Origin of the sequence: Roseomonas indoligenes, from assembly GCF_017813365.1 — a bacterium.
GTDB classification, from domain to species: Bacteria; Pseudomonadota; Alphaproteobacteria; order Acetobacterales; family Acetobacteraceae; genus Roseomonas; species Roseomonas indoligenes.
On sequence record NZ_JAGIZA010000012.1, the window covers coordinates 131857 to 149435 of the forward strand.

General features: G+C 71.4%; 14 protein-coding genes. 3 read left to right on the forward strand and 11 right to left on the reverse strand.

Annotation, left to right across the window (positions count from 1 at the left end; all coding sequences use genetic code 11):
- Positions 1–60 precede the first annotated feature (60 nt).
- On the forward strand, positions 61–1230 hold the full coding sequence (locus tag J5Y10_RS18745) for an isovaleryl-CoA dehydrogenase (protein WP_209375619.1): 1170 nt from the start codon (positions 61–63) through the stop codon (positions 1228–1230).
- 99 nt (positions 1231–1329) lie between these two features.
- Here the strand turns inward: J5Y10_RS18745 and J5Y10_RS18750 are convergent, their stop codons facing one another.
- The 8 genes from J5Y10_RS18750 to J5Y10_RS18785 all read right to left on the reverse strand — a co-directional run bounded on the left by J5Y10_RS18750 (position 1330) and on the right by J5Y10_RS18785 (position 9526).
- A complete protein-coding gene (locus tag J5Y10_RS18750; protein WP_209375620.1) occupies positions 1330–1530 on the reverse strand; it encodes a hypothetical protein in 201 nt (66 codons plus the stop codon).
- A 91-nt stretch (positions 1531–1621) separates the two neighbouring features.
- On the reverse strand, positions 1622–3571 hold the full coding sequence (locus tag J5Y10_RS18755; RefSeq protein ID WP_245214861.1) for an AsmA family protein: 1950 nt from the start codon (positions 3569–3571) through the stop codon (positions 1622–1624).
- Between the two features lie 124 nt (positions 3572–3695).
- Positions 3696–4691 (reverse strand): KpsF/GutQ family sugar-phosphate isomerase, encoded by a 996-nt coding sequence (locus J5Y10_RS18760; protein WP_209375622.1) that lies wholly within the window; start codon positions 4689–4691, stop codon positions 3696–3698.
- A gap of 34 nt (positions 4692–4725) precedes the next feature.
- The gene (locus tag J5Y10_RS18765) at positions 4726–5472 is read right to left on the reverse strand and encodes a 3-deoxy-manno-octulosonate cytidylyltransferase (protein ID WP_209375623.1); all 747 of its coding nucleotides are present in this window, start codon (positions 5470–5472) and stop codon (positions 4726–4728) included.
- Entirely contained in the window at positions 5469–6332 is an 864-nt protein-coding gene (gene kdsA, locus J5Y10_RS18770; protein ID WP_209375624.1) for a 3-deoxy-8-phosphooctulonate synthase, read from the reverse strand. Before kdsA ends, J5Y10_RS18765 begins: the two co-directional genes overlap by 4 nt.
- Positions 6333–6454: 122 nt before the next feature.
- Positions 6455–7651, reverse strand: a complete 1197-nt coding sequence (locus J5Y10_RS18775) for a DUF1501 domain-containing protein (protein ID WP_209375625.1) — start codon at positions 7649–7651, stop codon at positions 6455–6457.
- A gap of 148 nt (positions 7652–7799) precedes the next feature.
- Entirely contained in the window at positions 7800–8111 is a 312-nt protein-coding gene (locus tag J5Y10_RS18780; RefSeq protein WP_209375626.1) for a hypothetical protein, read from the reverse strand.
- 104 nt (positions 8112–8215) lie between these two features.
- Entirely contained in the window at positions 8216–9526 is a 1311-nt protein-coding gene (locus J5Y10_RS18785; RefSeq protein ID WP_209375627.1) for an FAD-dependent oxidoreductase, read from the reverse strand.
- 149 nt (positions 9527–9675) lie between these two features.
- Between J5Y10_RS18785 and J5Y10_RS18790 the strand changes: the two genes are divergently transcribed.
- On the forward strand, positions 9676–10758 hold the full coding sequence (locus J5Y10_RS18790; protein WP_209375628.1) for a YncE family protein: 1083 nt from the start codon (positions 9676–9678) through the stop codon (positions 10756–10758).
- A gap of 369 nt (positions 10759–11127) precedes the next feature.
- Entirely contained in the window at positions 11128–11817 is a 690-nt protein-coding gene (locus tag J5Y10_RS28530) for an SdrD B-like domain-containing protein (protein WP_209375629.1), read from the forward strand.
- Here the strand turns inward: J5Y10_RS28530 and J5Y10_RS18800 are convergent.
- The 3 genes from J5Y10_RS18800 to J5Y10_RS18810 are packed head-to-tail and all read right to left on the reverse strand — an operon-like array spanning position 11745 to position 17510.
- Positions 11745–15614, reverse strand: a complete 3870-nt coding sequence (locus tag J5Y10_RS18800) for a non-ribosomal peptide synthetase (RefSeq protein WP_209375630.1) — start codon at positions 15612–15614, stop codon at positions 11745–11747. The genes J5Y10_RS28530 and J5Y10_RS18800 overlap by 73 nt on opposite strands.
- Positions 15607–15870 (reverse strand): phosphopantetheine-binding protein, encoded by a 264-nt coding sequence (locus J5Y10_RS18805; RefSeq protein ID WP_209375631.1) that lies wholly within the window; start codon positions 15868–15870, stop codon positions 15607–15609. Before J5Y10_RS18805 ends, J5Y10_RS18800 begins: the two co-directional genes overlap by 8 nt.
- A gap of 11 nt (positions 15871–15881) precedes the next feature.
- On the reverse strand, positions 15882–17510 hold the full coding sequence (locus J5Y10_RS18810; RefSeq protein WP_209375632.1) for a (2,3-dihydroxybenzoyl)adenylate synthase: 1629 nt from the start codon (positions 17508–17510) through the stop codon (positions 15882–15884).
- Positions 17511–17579 lie beyond the last annotated feature (69 nt).

Below are 17579 nucleotides of genomic sequence, written 5' to 3' on the forward strand. Positions count from 1 at the left end.
CGCGTGCCGGCCCCATACCGTTCCACCGAACCCGCCACGCCGAGCGGACAGGGGAACGTCATGAGCAACAGCTTCCGCGGACTCGATTTCGGCCTCGGCGAGACGGCCGATGCGCTGCGCGAGCAGGTGGCCGCCTTCGCCGCGGACGAGATCGCCCCGCGCGCCACCGAGATCGACCGTAGCAACGACTTTCCCATGGACCTCTGGCGCAAGTTCGGCGACCTCGGCCTGCTGGGGATCACGGCTCCGGAGGAGTATGGCGGTGCCGGGATGGGCTATCTCGACCACGTGGTGGCGATGGAGGAGCTGAGCCGCGCCAGCGCCAGCGTCGCCCTTTCCTACGGGGCCCATTCCAACCTCTGCGTCAACCAGATCACCCGGAACGGGAACGAGGAGCAGCGGCGGCGCTACCTGCCGAAGCTGATCTCCGGCGAGCATGTCGGCGCGCTTGCGATGAGCGAGCCCGGCGCCGGCTCCGACGTGGTGTCCATGCGCACGCGGGCGGAGCGGAAGGGCGACCGCTACGTTCTGAACGGCAGCAAGATGTGGATCACCAACGGGCCGGACGCGGATGTGCTGGTGGTCTATGCCAAGACTGATCCGGCAGCCGGTCCCAAGGGAATGACCGCCTTCCTGATCGAGAAGGGCTTCAAGGGCTTCTCGACCGCGCAGAAGCTGGACAAGCTCGGCATGCGCGGTTCCAATACCGGCGAGCTCGTCTTCGAGGATTGCGAGGTGCCGGCGGAGAACGTGCTGGGCGCCGAGGGCCGGGGCGTGAACGTGCTGATGTCCGGGCTGGACTATGAACGCGCGGTGCTGGCGGGCGGCCCGACCGGGATCATGCAGGCCTGCATGGACGTGGTGATCCCCTATGTTCACGAGCGCCAGCAGTTCGGCCAGCCGATCGGAACCTTCCAGCTCATGCAAGGCAAGCTGGCCGATATGTACACCGTGATGAATGCCGCGAAGGCCTACGTCTACACGGTCGCAAAATCCTGCGACCGCGGGCAGACCACCCGCAAGGACGCCGCCGGCGCCATCCTATACGCGGCGGAGAAGGCGACCTGGATGGCGCTGGAGGCTATCCAATGTCTTGGCGGCAATGGCTACATCAACGACTACCCGACCGGGCGGCTGCTGCGCGATGCCAAGCTCTATGAGATCGGCGCGGGAACCAGCGAAATCCGCCGCATGCTGATTGGCCGCGAGCTCTTCAACGACACGGCCTGAGAGCTCAGCGGCCTGTAGGCACCGGCGCGACACCGTGCAAAGAGAGCATGCACTGTTGGGGTAACGGAAACCCCTGCACTTCAACCCCGGTGCCAGGTATCAGCCACTCGTCTTGTGGCCCGGCCTGCTGCCCGCCGCTGTCGCGGAGCCGCTTCCGCCGATGCTGCGCTGGTTGTCGTGCTTCGGTCCCTGGGCCGGCGCGGTGCCCGCACCCGCGGAAGGGCCGGTCTCATTGCTGATGCCGCCCTCGCCGGAGCCCTGCTTTTCCGCCCGCTCGTTCGCCTTCTTCTCGGTGGTCACCGACGTCTCCTCTCGAGCAGCTACGCGTTCCATCCCCTATAACGCCGCCGGAGATGCCGGGCTTCGCCCCAGCCCCTTCAGAAGGTGAAAGTCAGCGCGCAGAGCGCGCCGGCCGGCCACCGCGCACCAGGGATTCACACCGGTTATCCTCGCCGGTACCGAACTGGATGGTCGGCAGCAGTCCCGCAACCGGCGCCACCAGCGCGGCAAGCCCGCCAATGATGCCGCCACGCGCCGCCAGTTCCGTCATGTCCGGACCGATATCCGGATTGCGGAAGCTGCCGTCGATGAGGATGGAGGTGGGAATGGCGCCGATCGTGAAGGACTTGGAGTCGCTGCGCAGGCGCACGTTCAGCGCTTCCCGCGCGATGTTCACGTTGCCCGTGGCGTTCACGATCACGTCCTCCGTATCGACGATGACGGTCCGCAGGTTCGCCACGCCTCGCTGCAGGACGACGTTGCCGACGAAGCACTGCACGGTGGTTCGCCCGGGCACGCCAAGTGCGGAGAGCAGAGCATTGCCGATCCGGAGGCCGGACAGGTCCACAAGCAGAGCGGAGAGGTTGCCGCCGGACATGCCGAGCGTGACCTCGCCATTACCGCTGCCGAGGATGTCGGCAAAGGACTTGCCGGTGCCGTCGATCCGCGCGCGGCCGTTGATGCGGCCGGCGCCCTCGAAGGTGTTGGTCGCCTGCATCAGGCGGGAAACGTCCAGCCGTTGGAACTGCACGTCGGCGCGAGCGTGCAGGCGCCCCCCATCCTGAGGCGTCAGGGCGATGTCACCCGAGATCTGCCCGGTTCCGACGCTGACGGCCAGCGGGTGCAGGGTGATGGCGCCGTCCTTCACCTCCATTGCCGCGCGCATGCTGTCGAAGGGAATATTGCGGCCGACGATGCTATCCGCCCGGTAGTTCAGGCGCACGTTGGCGGCGTCGATCTTGGGGAAGTTAATGGGATCGTCCGGCAGCACGCGGCCGCGAGACTCATTTCGCGCCACCTCACGCCGCTGCTGCGTGCTCTGGCCGGGTGTGGTGGCACGCCCGGGCTCCTCGCCGATGAAGCCGCCGAGATCGGCGAAGTCCACGCGGCGGGAGCGGAGATCCGCTTCCACAAAAGGCTTCTCGTCACCGGTGGTGACCGTGATCGTCCCGGACAGGTCGCTGTTGCCCATCCGGCCGTTGAAGTCGCGGAAGCGCACGCGGCCGTCCACGTAGTCCAACATGCCCGCGATCTGGTAGTTCGGGGTCTTCGGAATGGGCACGCCCGTCAGCGGCTGCAGCAGTCCCATGTCGGGCCCGCGCAGATCCAGCCGGATATTGGCGCCCTGCAGCTCCAGCGGGTTCTGCAGCGTGCCGTTCAGGCTCACCCGCGTCGGGCCGTTGGCGATCTGCATCTCGATCGGCCAGGGCTTGCCCGTTTCCTGCAAGGCCAGCACGGCGCCGCCGAGCGCGGTGCCCGTGATGGGCTGCCCGGCATAGGTTCCTTTCGCCTCCACGGCGATGCGGGGCTGGTCGCTGTCCTCGTCCCGCGTCGCGATGGCCATCTGGAAGTCGGCCCGCAGCTTCGGGATCGCCACATGCGCCTGCCCCTCCACGATCCGCAGCAGCCCGATCCGGGGCGCAGCGGACGGGCTGGCGGGCGGCGGGGCAGGCTGGCTCTCGCCGGCGGGCTTTCCCGTGCTGAATTCGTAGTTGGCCCGGCCATCCTCCAGTGCGCGGGCCTCCACCACCGGGCGGGTCACCTCAATAGCGGGGATCACGATGGCGCGCTCATGCCAATAGGCCATCACGTCGAGCTTCGCGGAGAGCCGCTCGGCGCGAGCGAAGGGAGGGTCGTCCGGGAACCCGTCGGGGTTGGCAACGCGCACGCCGTCCGCCGAGACCTCGGTGACGCGGCCCAGCCGGACATGCAGGTGCTCGATCGTCACCTTGCGGCCGAGCGCGGCGGAGGCGCGAGATTCGGCCAGGGGAATGAACCAGTCCCAGGACCAGAAAATCACCAGGAGGATGACCAGGACAAGGGGAACCCCGGTCCAGATCATCCATCGGGGTATCCGTCGCGCTGCCATGCGGCCCCTCCATCCTTAACGGCCGCACGGCCTCCGCCTATAGCGCGCGAGGCGGCCCAGGGTTCACCGGGCCGTGGCCGAAAGGAAAACCGAAGGGCTAGATCACCCCTGCCCGCAGCAGGTCGTGCAGGTGGATAATACCGACCGGCCGATCGTTCTCCACGACGAAAAGGCTGGTGATCTTGGCGTCCTGGAGCCTGGCCAGGGCTTCCTCGGCCATGGCGTCGCGCCCGATCACGCGGGGGGCGCGGCCCATCACATCCACCACCCGCTCATTCGCGAAGCCCCGGGCGAAGGCGCGGCGCAGGTCGCCATCCGTCACCACGCCGACGAGGGTGCCGGCCGCGTCCAGCACCGCTGTTACCCCGAAATGCTTGCGCGTCATCTCCACGATCGCGTCGGAGAGGGTAGCGCCCTCCGAGACCGTCGGCACAGCGTCCCCGGAATGCATGAGGTCCTGCACCTTCCGCAGCCGGGAACCGAGCTTCCCGCCGGGGTGATACTGCCGGAAGTCGCTGGCGGTGAAGCCGCGCATGGAGAGAAGGGCGACGGCGAGCGCATCCCCGATCGCCATCTGCATGGTCGTGGAGGTGGTGGGCGCAAGCCCGTTCGGGCAGGCCTCCGGCATCACCGGCAGAACCAGCGGCAGGTCCGCCGCGGCGCCCAGCGTACCCTCGGCACGGGAGGTGATGGCGATCAGCAGCACGCCGAAGCGGCGGGTATAGGCGACGATGTCGGACAGTTCCGGGGCCTCGCCCGACCAGGACAGGGCGAGCACCGCGTCCTCCGGCCGAATCATGCCAAGGTCACCGTGGCTGGCCTCCCCGGGATGCACGAAATAGGCGGACGTACCGGTGGAGGCGAGCGTGGCGGCAATCTTTCTGCCGACATGGCCGGACTTGCCCATCCCAGTGACCATCACCCGCCCGCCGGCGTCCTGCACGCGCCGGATCCCGGCCGCCGCCCGCTCGAACTGGGCGCCCAGCGGTCCGTCCAGCGCGGCGCGGAGCGCGGCAAGGCCATCGGCCTCCAGCTCCACCGTGCAGCGGGCATTGGCGAGCACGTCGCTCGCGACATCCAGGGTTTGATCCATGCAGCCTCCTCCTCCGGCCCGGCCCCGCAGGGGGTCAGGCGCGGAAGGACGATGGCCCGGCCAGGAGTTGCCGGGCGTGTTCCAGATCCTCGGGGGTGTCCACGCCGAGCGGCACCTCCCCCACCTCCATCGCGTCGATCCGCATGCCCGCTTCCAGGGCGCGCAGCTGCTCCAGCTTCTCGCGCGTCTCGAGCGAGGAGGGTGGCAGGGCCACGAAGCGCTCCAGTGCCGCCCGACGCCAGGCATAAAGGCCGATATGGTGGTAGAGCGGCCCCTCGCCCCAGGGGGCGGTCGCGCGGGTGAAGTAGAGGGCCCGGAAGCGCCCCTCCCCCAGCGGCGTGCCGACCATCTTCACCACGCTCGAGGCCTCCCGCTCCTCTGCCCTGCGGATGGGTGCGACGGCGGTGCCGATCGCCACCTCGGCATCGGCGAGCGGCCGGGAAATGGCGCGGACGGTCTCCGGCCTGACGGTCGGCAGGTCGCCCTGGAGGTTGATGACCAGGTCGCAGCGCCGCTCCGGGTCGATGTGCCCGAGCGCCTCGAAGATGCGGTCGGACCCGGAGGGGTGGTCCTCCCGCGTCATCACGGCCTGACCGCCGGCGGCGCGAACGGCCTCAGCGATCGCCGGCGTATCGGTGGCCACCCAGACCGGGCCCACATCCGCCTCCATCGCGCGCCGCCACACGGCGACGATCATCGGCTCCCCGCAGAGGTCCGCCAGCGGCTTGCGCGGCAGGCGCGTGGAGGCGAGGCGCGAGGGGATGAGGACCAGCGGCCTCAAGCAGCGCGCTCCCGCTGCGACTTCGCCAGCCGGTCCAGGGCAACGAGGTCGCGCATCAGCCCCTCGAACTGCGAGAGCGGCACCATGTTCGGCCCGTCCGAGGGCGCCCGGTCCGGGTCCTCGTGCGTCTCGATGAAGAGCCCGGCGACGCCCACGGCCACTGCGGCCCGGGCCAGCACCGGCACGAATTCCCTCTGCCCGCCGGAGCTGCCGCCCAGCCCGCCGGGCTGCTGCACGGAATGCGTGGCGTCGAACACCACGGGCGCGCCCATCGCGCCCATGATGGGCAGGCCGCGGAAGTCGGAGACGAGGGTGTTGTAGCCGAAGCTCGTGCCGCGATCGGTCAGCAGCACGTTGGGGTTGCCGGCCCTGGTCAGCTTGGCCAGCACGTTCTTCATGTCCCAGGGCGCCAGGAACTGCCCCTTCTTGACGTTCACCGCCCGGCCCGTGGCGGCGGCGGCCAGGAGAAGGTCGGTCTGGCGGCAGAGGAAGGCGGGTATCTGCAGCACGTCCACGGCCTCGGCCACGGGGGCACACTGGGCGGCGTCATGCACGTCGGTCAGCACGGCAAGGCCGAGGCTGTCGCGGATCTCCGCCAGGATCGGCAGGGACTTCTCCATGCCGAGCCCGCGCGCCGCCTCCGCGCTGGTGCGGTTCGCCTTGTCGAAGGAGGTCTTGTAGACAAGGCCGAAGCCGACCCGCGCCGCGATCTCCTTCAGCGCCTGCGCGGTCTCCAGCGCATGGGCGCGGCTCTCCAGCTGGCAGGGGCCGGCGATCACGGAAACCGGCAGGCTGTTCCCGAACCGGGCCGAGCGCGTCTCGACAATCGCGTGCGTCTCCGAGGGGGCGGATTCAGACATATGGGGGCCCTCTCGGCGGTCTTGCGGCGGGCGCGGTTTGTAGCCCAGCCCCGAAGACCAGCACAATCGAGGCGCCCCGCGCCGCGAGAGGACCTCCCCCGCGCCCGGGGAGCCCCCCTCGATCAGGCGCGGATCAGGCCGGAATAGGGGCGCACCGCGGCGGTATCGGGGAAGACCTGCGCGATCGCGGAGGGGGCGAGCTGGAGGTGCTCCACCATGACCCCCGCCAGCACGGCGCGCAGGTCAGTGGTCGGGCGCAGGTCCCGGTCCTCGTTCAGCTGTCCCGGTCCCAGGCCCGGCCAATCCGCCAGCACGCGCCCGCCCTTCAGCCGCCCGCCAAGCAGCAGCGCCGCCGTGGCCATGCCGTGATCCGTGCCGCCGGTGCCGTTCAGCCGGGCGGTGCGTCCGAACTCCGTCACCACAGCCACAACCGTATCGGGCCAGACCGGGCCCATGCCCGTCCGCAAGGCACCCAGCGCGTCGTCCAGCGCGCCCAGCCGGTTCGCAAGATTGCCGCGGGCGGTGCCCTGGGCGGCATGAGTGTCCCAGCCGTTCAGCCCTAGGGCGGCCACGCGTGGGCCATCCGGCTGGGCCATGATCCGGGCAGCGGCCGCGGCCTCCGTCACGAAGTCCGGGCGGCCGGGAACGCGGACGGCGCCGGGCTGGCCGGGCGGCGTCTCCTGCATCATGTGGTCCAGCATGGCGCCGGAGCGCAGTGCCTCCGCCAGTCGGGGATCACGGGCCTCGTAGAGGTCCAGCAGCCGGGCAACGAGGTCCTCGTTGGCGTAGCGGAACTGCTGGAGCTGCCAGGTCTCCACCGGGGCCGGCCCCTGCATGATCACCGGGACCACCGGCGCAACGGCGAGGCCCTTCGGCGGCGCGACCCGCCCCCCGCGCGGCAGGGAAACGAGCGCGCGGTTCAGCCAGCCCGTGCGCTCCCCCGTGGTCACGCGCGGCAGGCCGCTCTCCAACACGTCCTGGCCGTCGAAATGGGAACGGCCGCGGTAGGGCGTGTGCGCGGCGTGCATGGCCAGGGCCTCGCCGTCCCGGAACATGGCCAGAAGCTTCGGCATGTTCGCGTGAAGGGCGAATATGTCGTCCAGCCGCACGGACTCGCCTGCCTCCGCCCCGCGAAGGGCCGCGAAGGCCGGATCGCCGACCGGCTGCAGCATGGAGATGCCGTCCAGCCCACCGCGAAGGATCACCACCAGCAGGCGGGGGTCGCGCCCCGCGGCATGGGCCAGGCGGGGCAGATAGGGCCAGGCGAAGAGCGAGCCGAGGCCGCCGAGCACGGCGCGGCGCATCACGGGATGGGTCATGGCCTTCAGGACCTCCGGGAAGAGGGCAAGGCGAGAGGCTCGCCCCGGGCACTGCCAACCTGAAAGACATGCGGCCACCACCCGTGCGGTTGCAAGCGCCGGCTGCCGGGCGATGCAATCCGCAACGCCGGGACTCGCGGGCCGGGCCTCAGATGAACTGGCCGCGCAGGAATCCCAGGGCAGGTAGCGGCTGCCAGCTGCGCGGCAGGTCCGCCCGGCGGATGGCGGAAACGCTGTAATTCGGCAGCGGCATCCCCGAGCCCCGCAGGAACGAGGCATAGGCCCGCACCTGCTGCTCCCGCCAGCTCCGGTCCGCATCGGCGGCGGCACGGCTGGCATGGATCTCGGCGACCCGGGTCTTGCGGCCGATGGCTGCGACCACGGCCCAGAGCCGGTCCTCGCGCGCCCGGGCCAGATTGAGGACGGGAGCGGCAGGCGCCCCCTCGGCCGTCCCGCTCATGCGCCCGGCCCTTTCCGTGTAGCGCCGGCCTCGCGGCGCCCGGTTATCGCGTGCATCCCGGGAATTTGTGGCCGCGCCCGTGCCGGTGCAAGGGCCGTATCGGCTCAGCCGACCGGGGAAGGCGGCGGCATCGCCGCAGGATCGAGGATGGCGCCCTGGGAGGCGAGGATCCGGCGGACCGCGGCCGCATCCACCAGGCCGGGGCCCCCAGCTTCTGCGGCGGAGAGAGCGGCGGCGACACCGGCCGCCTGCCCGGTGGCGAAGGCCGTCCCCATGACCCGGAGCGAGGCACCCGCCTCTCGGTCCGCGTCGGCCGTTCGCCCGGCCGCGAAGAGATTCGGCGTGTCCGCGCTGATGAGGCAGCGCAGCGGGATGTCGTAGGTCCCGCCCCCCTCCCGCTCCCGCCCCGGAGGATAGATGAAGCTGCTCTCGTAAGTGGTGCGGTCGTGCCACTCCACGCCCCAGGCGCCGAGGGCGACGGCGTCCTCGAAGCGGCGGCCCGCGGTGATGTCCTGCCATGACAGCCCGAGCACGCTGTCCATGTGGCGGCTCTCCCGCGTGCCGAAATCGGGGCCGGTCGAGGCAAGATAGGCGCGCTCCCACCCCGGCAGGCCGCGCAGGGCCTCCAGGTACACCCAGGCCTGGGCGCGGCCGTCCATCTCCGCGCGGCTGGTGCTCAGGGCGTCGCGCGCGTCGTAATCCTCGCTCGCGAGATAGCAGACCACGTCGCCGGAGATCGGCAGGCGGGTGACGACGCTGCGCTTCTTCGTCAGCGGCCCGAGGCCGCGCGCCATCGCCGCCTGCACGGCCCGCGTGACGGCAGCGGCCGAGACATCGGCGTCCGGGGCCACGCCGCCGAAGCGCGTGCCGAGCGTGCCGAGGTTCACCGCGCCGTTGTTGCCGTAGCGGGTGGAGGCGCCGGCGAATTGGGCCAGGTCGCAGTCGCCGCTGGCATCGACGAAGACGGCCGCTTCCAGGGTGTGAAGGCCGGAATGGTCCGCCACCTCGATCGAGCGCACCAGCCCTCCTTCCCGCCGCGCCGCCGCGACAAAGGAGTGCAGCCGCACCTCCACCCCCGCCTCCCGGCACAGCACGTCCAGAGCGCGTTTCACACCCTCGGGATCGAAGACCACGAAGACGCCCCGGTGACGCTGCGGCGGCGTCACCGCGCCCCAGCGGCGCAGCTTCGCCATCACCTCCTCCGCCACTCCGGCCACGGCCTGCTGTGGCCTCTCGCCGAGGGTGTAGAGGCCGCAATAGGTCAGGACGTTCCGCATCGTGGAAGCGCCGCCAAGGCAGCCCGCGGCCTCCACCAGCCCGACCCGCGCACCCTGCCGGGCCGCTCCCACCGCCGCGCCCACGCCGGCCGAGCCGCCGCCCACCACCAGCACGTCGTACCGATCCGGCATCGCCATGGCGTCCCCTGTTCCCTGTCCCCGGGCTATCGCGCCCGGCCAGCCGCGTCCACCAAGCGCCTTCGGAGCGATGCAATTGCCCGCTTGCCGGGAGACCTGCTATTGAGAGCCACTCGCAAGACCGCGACCTCCTACAGGCAAGGCCAGCAATGCCGACCATCGAAGCAAGCCGCCGCCATCCGGCGCTCTCCCGGCGGAACCTCCTCGCGCTGCTCGGCGCGGCGGGCGTCGCCACGCATATCCGGCCCGCCATGGCCGCGCCGGCGGTCGAGAAGTCCGTGAAGGTCGCGCCGGGCCTGTATGAGCTCGCCGTCAGCACGACCACAAACCTCGTGCACGTCGCCAGCGCCGGGGCGCGCGGCGCGAACAATGCCAAGGTGATCGGCCTCGATCCGCGCACGCTTGAGGTGCGCTCCACGGTCGAGCTGGGCGCTGACGCCGTGTTTGGGCTGGCGGTGAACGACGCCACTGGCACGCTCTTCGGCACGGAGACGCGCGGCGGGCGGCTGATGGCCATTGACCTGCGCAGCGGCGCCGTGAAGGCACGCATCGCCGAGGGCGAGGGCGCGCATCTCCGCCAGGTGGTGGTGGACGAGGCGGGGAACCGCGCCTTCGTCTCGGCCTTCGGCAGCCGGGACAAGCCGAGCGCGATCTGGGTGGTGGATACCGCCGCCAACACGATCGCCACGGTCATCACTGAGGGGCTGGAGGGCGGGATCATAGGCCTCGCCTATGATCGAGCCGGCGATCGGCTCTTCGCGACGGCGCTGCAGTCGAACGAGGTGGTGGAGGTGAGCCTTCCCCGCCGCGCCGCGGTGCGCCGCTTCGCGGCCGGCGGCGAAGGCCCCATCAACATCGCCTACGATGCGGCCGGCGGGCGGCTCTTCGTCGCCAACCAGAAGAGCGGAGGGCTTGCGGTTCTGAACGCCGCCTCCGGCCAGCCGATCAAGGTGCTGGAGACGGGCGCCGGCGCGCTCGGCATCACCCTCTCCGCCGACGGCGCCCTGGCCTATGTGGCCAATCGCGGCGCTGGAACCGTGAGCGTGGTGGACGCGCGCAACCTGACGGTGCTGGCGAGCCTGGAGACCGGCACGCACCCGAACACCGTGGCGGTCGATCGGCGGTCCGGCCTCGCCTATGTCACCAACAAGGCCCGCATGGCGCCGCGCGGGCAGCCGCAGCCGGCGGCGGAGGACCCGAACGGTGACACGGTGAGCCTGCTCCGCGCCTGACACGCGCCGACCGGGGACGCCGGCCTAGGCCGGGTCCACTCTCCCGCGAGCAATGAGCGTCCCAGTTCGGCCCGCGCCCTCCGGCGCGGGCCGATGCTCGTTATGCGTGTTCTCGAATATGTGAACGGGTCGAAATTGCAACTTTTTGGTGTAATTGTTACTCGGGTGTTAGCTGGTCGCGGAGATCGGCGGGTGTAGGCAGAGCGAGGAAGGCCCGGAATGCATTGGCAGGTTGCCTCTCTCCCCACCCAACCTCATGTGAGACCCAGTGTGCCCGGCCCTGAGGCTGCCCCTCTTCCCTCATGCGCCTCGGACGACACGGACGGCTTGACCGGCCTTGGATCGCTGCGCGCTGATGTGGAAGCACTTGTGACGGTGCGGCTCCTCGATGGAGCGGGTGGCCACCTGGCCAGCATGGTCGTCCCCAGGGGCGCGCCCTACAGCTTCACGGGCCTGCTGCCCGGCCCGTACCAGCTTGATACCGCGACGCCCGATGGCGTGGAAACGGCCGAGAGCGCCGGCCGGAGCGCCTGCTTCACTCTCGCCTCAGGCGGCACCGTGACCAGCGGTGCTGCGACGATCCACGCCCCCGGGACGATTATCGGCTCGACCGACCTCCACGATTGCGACGAGGCGTTCGGGATGGCCGGTGCAACTGTCCGGCTGCTGAGCGCGGCGGGGGCACGGGTCGCCGTCACCATCGCGGGCGCGGGCGGGGCCTACGCGTTTAACGGGATCGCCCCTGGCTGGTACCGCGTCGAGATCTCCGCCTCGACAGGGAGTGCTCAGGAGGGCGGCACACCTCTCCGCACGGCCTTGTTCCGGGTTCCCGAAACCGCGCTCCCGGCCGGGCCGGTGGCGGCCGCGCGGAAGGGGATCACCGATGCCAGGGGGGAGGAGTCCTCGTCTCAGGCACGGGGTCGGACAGGTGGCCCATCAGGACAGGGTCGCACGCGGCGCGAGGCGAGACTTCCGGGCGACGGGCGTCAGCCGCCCATGACCCGCCGCAGCGCCGGGGCAATCAGGTCCGTCGCCGCGGCGCCCACCATTTCCCCGTGAAGGCAGGGCACCTCCACGACCTCCACCCTCCTCGCGTAGGGCGTCCACATCGCGGGTGACAAGGCGCGGCCGGCATGGTCGCGCGCCGCACGGAAGTGCGTGAGGACACCGTCGTAGCGGCCGTGATGGTGGCCGCGCACCAGGCGGTTGTTGCCCTCGACGACACGCACCACGCCGTCCAGCACGGCATCCGGCAGGCGCCCGAGCGGGGTGCCGCCGCGGCGCAGGAAGGCCATCACCGCGCCGCGTTCCATCGGAAGGTCCGGGTGCTGCGCCGGGTCGTGGCCGGCAATGGCGATCAGGGCGCGAAGCATCGCGCCCGCATCCGGCTCCGGCTCGGCGCGCCAGGCATCGGCGGGATAGGCGTCCAGCAGGGCGAGCGCGCCCACCTCCCTGCCTATCTCGCGCAGGCGCACCGCCATGGCCTGGGCGATGATCCCGCCCACGGACCAGCCGGCCAGGTGGACCGGGCCGGGCTGGCCGGCCGCGACGACCCGCGCCGCGTAATCGGCCGCCAGGGCCTCCAGGGTCCTGGGAGGCAGCACCTCGGCGTCGAGCGAGGGCGCCTGCAGGCCGAGCACGCTCCGCTCCGGCGAGAGGGCGCGGGCGAGGTTGCCGTAGCACCAGGCGATGCCGCCCGCGGGGTGGACAACGAAGAGCGGGGCGCGCGACTCGTCGCCCCGGCCCAGCCGGATCAGCGGGCGCAGCCCGTTATCGCCCGGCGGGAGGGAGGCGGCATCCATCACAGCGGCGAGGCGGGCGACGGTCGGGTGCTCGAAGAGCGCGCCGAGGCCGGGATCGCGCCCGAATTCCTGCTGCACGCGCAGCATGAGATCGACCGCGAGGAGGGAATGGCCGCCGAGGGCGAAGAAGTCATCCTCCGCCCCGATCTCCGGCAGGTTCAACACCTCGGCGACGAGGGCGGCGAGGCGGCGCTCCGTCCCCGTCTCCGGCGGGCGGCCCCTGCCCTGCCCGAGATCCGGCGCGGGCAGCGCGGCGCGGTCCAGCTTGCCGCTGGTGTTCACTGGCAGCGCGTCCAGCGCCACGAAGGCGGAAGGGACCATGTAGTTCGGCACGCGCGCCGCGACACCGGCGCGCAGCGCGGCAACATCGTAATCCCGCGCGGGAACGAGATAGGCGATGAGGCGCTTGTCGCCCGGCCGGTCTTCCCGCGCGATCACGCGCACCTGTCGCACCATCGGCGACGCGGCGATGGCCGCTTCGATCTCGCCCCGTTCGATGCGGAAGCCGCGCAGCTTCACCTGGCCGTCGGAGCGGCCGAGATAGAGGATCGCACCGTCCGCCCGGAAGCGCGCGAGGTCGCCCGTGCGGTACATGCGCTCCCCGGCATGGAAGGGGTCGGGGATGAAGGCGCGCGCCGTCAGGTCCGGGCGGCCGAGATACTCGCGGGCGAGCTGCACGCCGGCGATGAAGAGGTGGCCGGTGACCCCGGGCGGCACGGGGCGCAGGGCGTCGTCCAGCACGTAGAGGCGGGTGTTCCAGACAGGCCTGCCGATCGGGACGGGGCGGCTGCCGTCGCCCTGCGAGGCATCCCAGAAGGTAACGTCGACCGCGGCTTCAGTCGGTCCGTAGAGATTGTGCAGTTGCGCGCGCATCGTGGCGTGGAAGCGGTCGCGGATATCGGCCGTCAACTCCTCACCGGAGCAGAAGACGCGCGCCATCTCCAGCCCGCGCGAGTCCGGATGCGCCAGGAAGGCGGCGAGCATGGAGGGAACGAAATGCGCGGTGCTGATCCCCTCCTCCCGGAGGAGCCGGGCGATGGCGGCGGGATCGCGATGCGCGCCGGGCGGTGCGAGGACGAGAGTGGCGCCGGCGATCAGCGGCAGGAAAAACTCCCAGACCGAGACGTCGAAGGTGGCGGGAGTCTTCTGCAGAATACGGTCCCCGGCGGTGAAGCCGTAGTGCTGCCGCATCCATTCCAGGCGGTTCACGATGGCCCGGTGGCCGATCACCGCGCCTTTCGGCTCCCCGGTGGAGCCGGAGGTGTAGATGGCGTAGGCGGCGTCGTCCGGCGATGGTCCGGCAGGCACCGTGCCCACCGCCGGCCAGTCGGCAGGCGGGAGCACGGGCACATCGCCCGGAAGAGCCGCGGGCGCCAGCGCGATGCGCGGCTTGGCGGAAGCGAGGATGCGGGCCAGCCGCTCGGCCGGGTGGGCGGGGTCCAGCGGCAGGTACGCGGCGCCGGCGCGCATCGTGCCGAGCAGCGCGACGACGAGCTCCGGGGAGCGGTCCAGCGAGACGGCGACGAGGTCGCCCGGCCCGACGCCGCGCGCGGCCAGCGCCGCGGCGAGGGCGGCGCTTCTGCGGTCCAGCTCGCGATAGGTCGCGGAGCGGCCCTCGAAGCGCAGAGCGGTCGCGTCGGGCCCCGCTTGCATCGTGGCGGCGATGAGCGCGACGAGGGTGGTGTCGGGGACGGGATGTTCCGTCCGGTTCACCTCGAAGACGTGTCGTTGCGCCTCATCCGGCGTTGCGGTCGGCACATCGGCCAGGCGCCCGGCGGCGAGGGCGGCGGTGACGAAGTGGGCGGCGCGCACGGCGTGGGCCCTGGCCTCCTCTGCCGAATAGAGGTTCGGGTTCGCCTCCACATCCAGCCGCAGCGTCGCGGCGCCGGGATCGGTACGGAGATCGAAGGTGATGTCGTCCACCGGGCCGGTGCCCAGCAGGTGCAGCTCCGCCGTCAGGCCGGGGAAGGCCGGAATCTCGTGGAAGGGCTGGATGTTGACGATGGCGCCGTGCAGCCGCCGCCCGGCGCCCAGGCGGCCGAGGTCGCGGCGGAGCTGCTCGCCCCGGTAGCGGCCGTGGCGCCGCAGGCGGGCCAGCTGGGTCACCGCGTCCTCCACCGCCTCGTGCAGCGGGGCGCTCTCGTCCGGGCGGATGCGGAGCGGCAGCACGTTCATCTGGGTAGAGGGCGCGCGCGCGGCGGCGCTGCCGAAGCGGTTCATGAAGGTGACGCCGACCACCGTCTCCGCCTCGCCGGTCAGGCGGCAACAATAGGCGCCCAGAAGCGCGGTCAGCAGATCCGGCCAGGCGATGTCGTGGGCGGCGGCAAGGCGGCGCAGTGCCCCGCCGGCCTCCGCGCCGATGGCGGACTCCGCGCGGTGGGCGGAGCGCGCGGTCATCGCCGCACCCTCCGCAATGCCCGTCACCTCGGGGGCGCCCTCCATGGCCCTGCGCCAGTGGGCCGCATCCACTGCCCGCTTCGGCGAGGCGCGGTAGGCCGCGTCCTCCGCGACGGTGGCGGCGAAGGGCCCGAGGGGCTGGCCGGGATCGGCGCCCGTCAGCCGCGCGGCATAGAGCGCCGCGACGCGGCGGACCAGCAACTCCGTCCCAAAACCGTCCAGCACGAGGTGGTGCGCGCGCTGGTACCAGAGGTGATGGCTCGACGAGAGGCGGTAGAGCCGCTCCGACGCCATGCCGCCGCGCGCGGGATCCACGGCGCGGCGCATGTCGCGCAGCATCGCCTCCCGCGCGGCGGCGAGCGGGTCAGCCTCCGTGGAGACGTCCACCACCTCCAGCCAGGGGCGTAACGCCGGGTCGGGACGCTGGACCACCCCGCCTGGGGCTTCCAGGATGCGGAGCGCCAGCGAGTCCGCCTCAGCCACGGTGCCGTCCACGGCGGCGCGGAAGGCGGGCAGGTCCAGCGGGCCGCGCAAGTCCAGGTACTGTCCGGTGTTGAAGACGGGATTGCCGGGATCCAGCCGCTGCGCGAACCACAGGCCCTCCTGGGCCTCGGTCAGCGGCAGGTCGGGCGTGGAGGCGTGCCCGCCGTCAGCCATTCGCGCGCTTTTCCGTGGCGCGCTCCGCCACGGCCCACCAGGCATTCAGGGTCAGCCTCTCCGCCAGTTCCCCGAAATCGAGTTGCAGGCCGCCCTCGGTCCAGCGCAGCACCATGTTCATGGCGCGCATGGAATCCAGCCCCAGGTCGTTGAGGTCGTCATCTCCGCCGACCTCCTCCGGGTCCATCCGCAGGGCGCGCGCGATGTCGGCACGCATCCTCTCCCGCGTCATCGGCGGATTCGTTCCGTCGGCCATCTCCGCCTCCTCTAGCCCGCAGCTTCCTCGGCCAGCAGCCGCGCGCGCAGGCGGGCGCGCAGCTCCTTCCGGCTGATCTTGCCGGCGGCCGTCGTTTCGAAGGCGTCCACCAGCACGACCTGGTCGGGCACCTTGAAGTCGGCGATGCCGCGCGTGCGCATCCAGGCCTTCAGGGCGGCCGCGCGCGGGCGCTCCCCATGCGGGATGACGAAGGCGCAGATGCGCTCGCCCAGGAACTCGTCGGGGATGGAGACCACCGCGGCGTCAAACACGCTGGGATGCGCGAGGAGATGGTCCTCCACCTCCTCGGCCGAGATCTTCTCGCCTGCGCGGTTGATGTGGTCCCCCGCACGGCCCTGCACGACGAGGTACCCCTCGGCCGTGCGGCGCACGATGTCGCCGGTGCGGTAGAACCCGTCCGGCGTGAAGGAGCGCGCGTTCGCGGCATCGTCGTTGTGATAGGCGCGGATAGTGTAGGGGCCGCGCGCCAGCAGGTAGCCGGGCTCGCCCTCCGGCACGGGCTCGCCCATGTCGTCCACGATCAGCACCTCGTCGTCGGGGCTGATGGGGCGGCCCTGGGTCTCGAGGATGATCGCTTCCGGATCGTCCAGCCGCGTGTAATTCACAAGGCCCTCGGCCATGCCGAAGACCTGTTGCAGCGTGCAGGGAAGCGCGGCCGCGACGCGGCGCGCCGCCTCCGGCGTCAGCTTCGCGCCGCCGACGAGCAGGACCTCCAGGCTGGAGAGGTCGTGCTTCGTCGTGGCAGCTGCCTGGGCCCAGAGGAGGGCGAGGGGCGGAACCAGGCCGCTGATCGTCACGCGCTCCCGCTCGATCAGCGGGAAGGCCGTGTCCGGGCTCGGCACGGGGCTGAGGACGACGCGGGCGCCGGCATAGAGCGCGCCCATGTGGCCGGGCGAGCTCATCGGGAAGTTGTGCGCGGCCGGAAGCGCGCAGAGGAAGACGCTGTCCTGCGTGACGCCACAGATTTCGTTGCTGGCACGGAAGCTGTAGATGTAGTCGTCATGCGTGCGCGGGATGAGCTTGGAAAGGCCCGTGGTGCCGCCGGAGATCTGCAGGAAGGCGACCCTCGCCGGATCCGGGTCGCCGGGCAGCAGGGCACTGTCGCCGTCCAGCGCCTCGAAGGCGGTGAACTCCGCCGCATCGCCGGCGATGATGACGTGACGCAGTCCTGGCGTGGCGGCTCGCAGGTCGCGCGCGAGGGTGCGGTAGTCGAAGCCGTCCGTGCCGCGCTCGGCGGCAACATAGGCGGACGCCTCGGACTTCCCGACGAAGTGGGCGATTTCCGTCAGGCGGTGGGCTGGCAAGGCATAGACGGGGATCAGCCCTGCCCGGAACAGGCCGAAGACGGCGGAGAAGAACTCCGGGATGTTTCCGAGTTGCACCACGACCCGGTCCCCGGGCCGGAGCCCGAGCGCGAGGAAGCCCGCCGCTGCCCGTTCGGCGCGCGCGTGCAGCTCCGCATAGGTCCAGCGCGCCTCGCCAGCGACCACTGCCACGGCATCCGGCCGCTCCGCGGCGCGCTGGCGCAGGAAGGCGGGGAAGGTCTCGCCGCGCCAGTACCCGGCCGCGCGGTAGCGCGCCGCGACATCGAGGGGCCATTCCTGTCGGAGGGGGATCACGTCGGCGGGGTCCTGGCGTTGCTCGGTCGGGCGGCATGGGTCATGGCCGCCGCGACGCCCAGCATTTCT

What these genes read in the sequence shown, in the direction of transcription:
- J5Y10_RS18745 (WP_209375619.1), top strand. Translation starts at nt 61, where the DNA reads ATGAGCAACAGCTTCCGCGGACTCGATTTCGGCCTCGGCGAGACGGCC.
- J5Y10_RS18755 (WP_245214861.1), bottom strand. Translation starts at nt 3,571, where the DNA reads ATGATCTGGACCGGGGTTCCCCTTGTCCTGGTCATCCTCCTGGTGATT.
- J5Y10_RS18760 (WP_209375622.1), bottom strand. Translation starts at nt 4,691, where the DNA reads ATGGATCAAACCCTGGATGTCGCGAGCGACGTGCTCGCCAATGCCCGC.
- kdsA (WP_209375624.1), bottom strand. Translation starts at nt 6,332, where the DNA reads ATGTCTGAATCCGCCCCCTCGGAGACGCACGCGATTGTCGAGACGCGC.
- J5Y10_RS18775 (WP_209375625.1), bottom strand. Translation starts at nt 7,651, where the DNA reads ATGACCCATCCCGTGATGCGCCGCGCCGTGCTCGGCGGCCTCGGCTCG.
- J5Y10_RS18780 (WP_209375626.1), bottom strand. Translation starts at nt 8,111, where the DNA reads ATGAGCGGGACGGCCGAGGGGGCGCCTGCCGCTCCCGTCCTCAATCTG.
- J5Y10_RS18785 (WP_209375627.1), bottom strand. Translation starts at nt 9,526, where the DNA reads ATGGCGATGCCGGATCGGTACGACGTGCTGGTGGTGGGCGGCGGCTCG.
- J5Y10_RS18790 (WP_209375628.1), top strand. Translation starts at nt 9,676, where the DNA reads ATGCCGACCATCGAAGCAAGCCGCCGCCATCCGGCGCTCTCCCGGCGG.
- J5Y10_RS18800 (WP_209375630.1), bottom strand. Translation starts at nt 15,614, where the DNA reads ATGGCTGACGGCGGGCACGCCTCCACGCCCGACCTGCCGCTGACCGAG.
- J5Y10_RS18805 (WP_209375631.1), bottom strand. Translation starts at nt 15,870, where the DNA reads ATGGCCGACGGAACGAATCCGCCGATGACGCGGGAGAGGATGCGTGCC.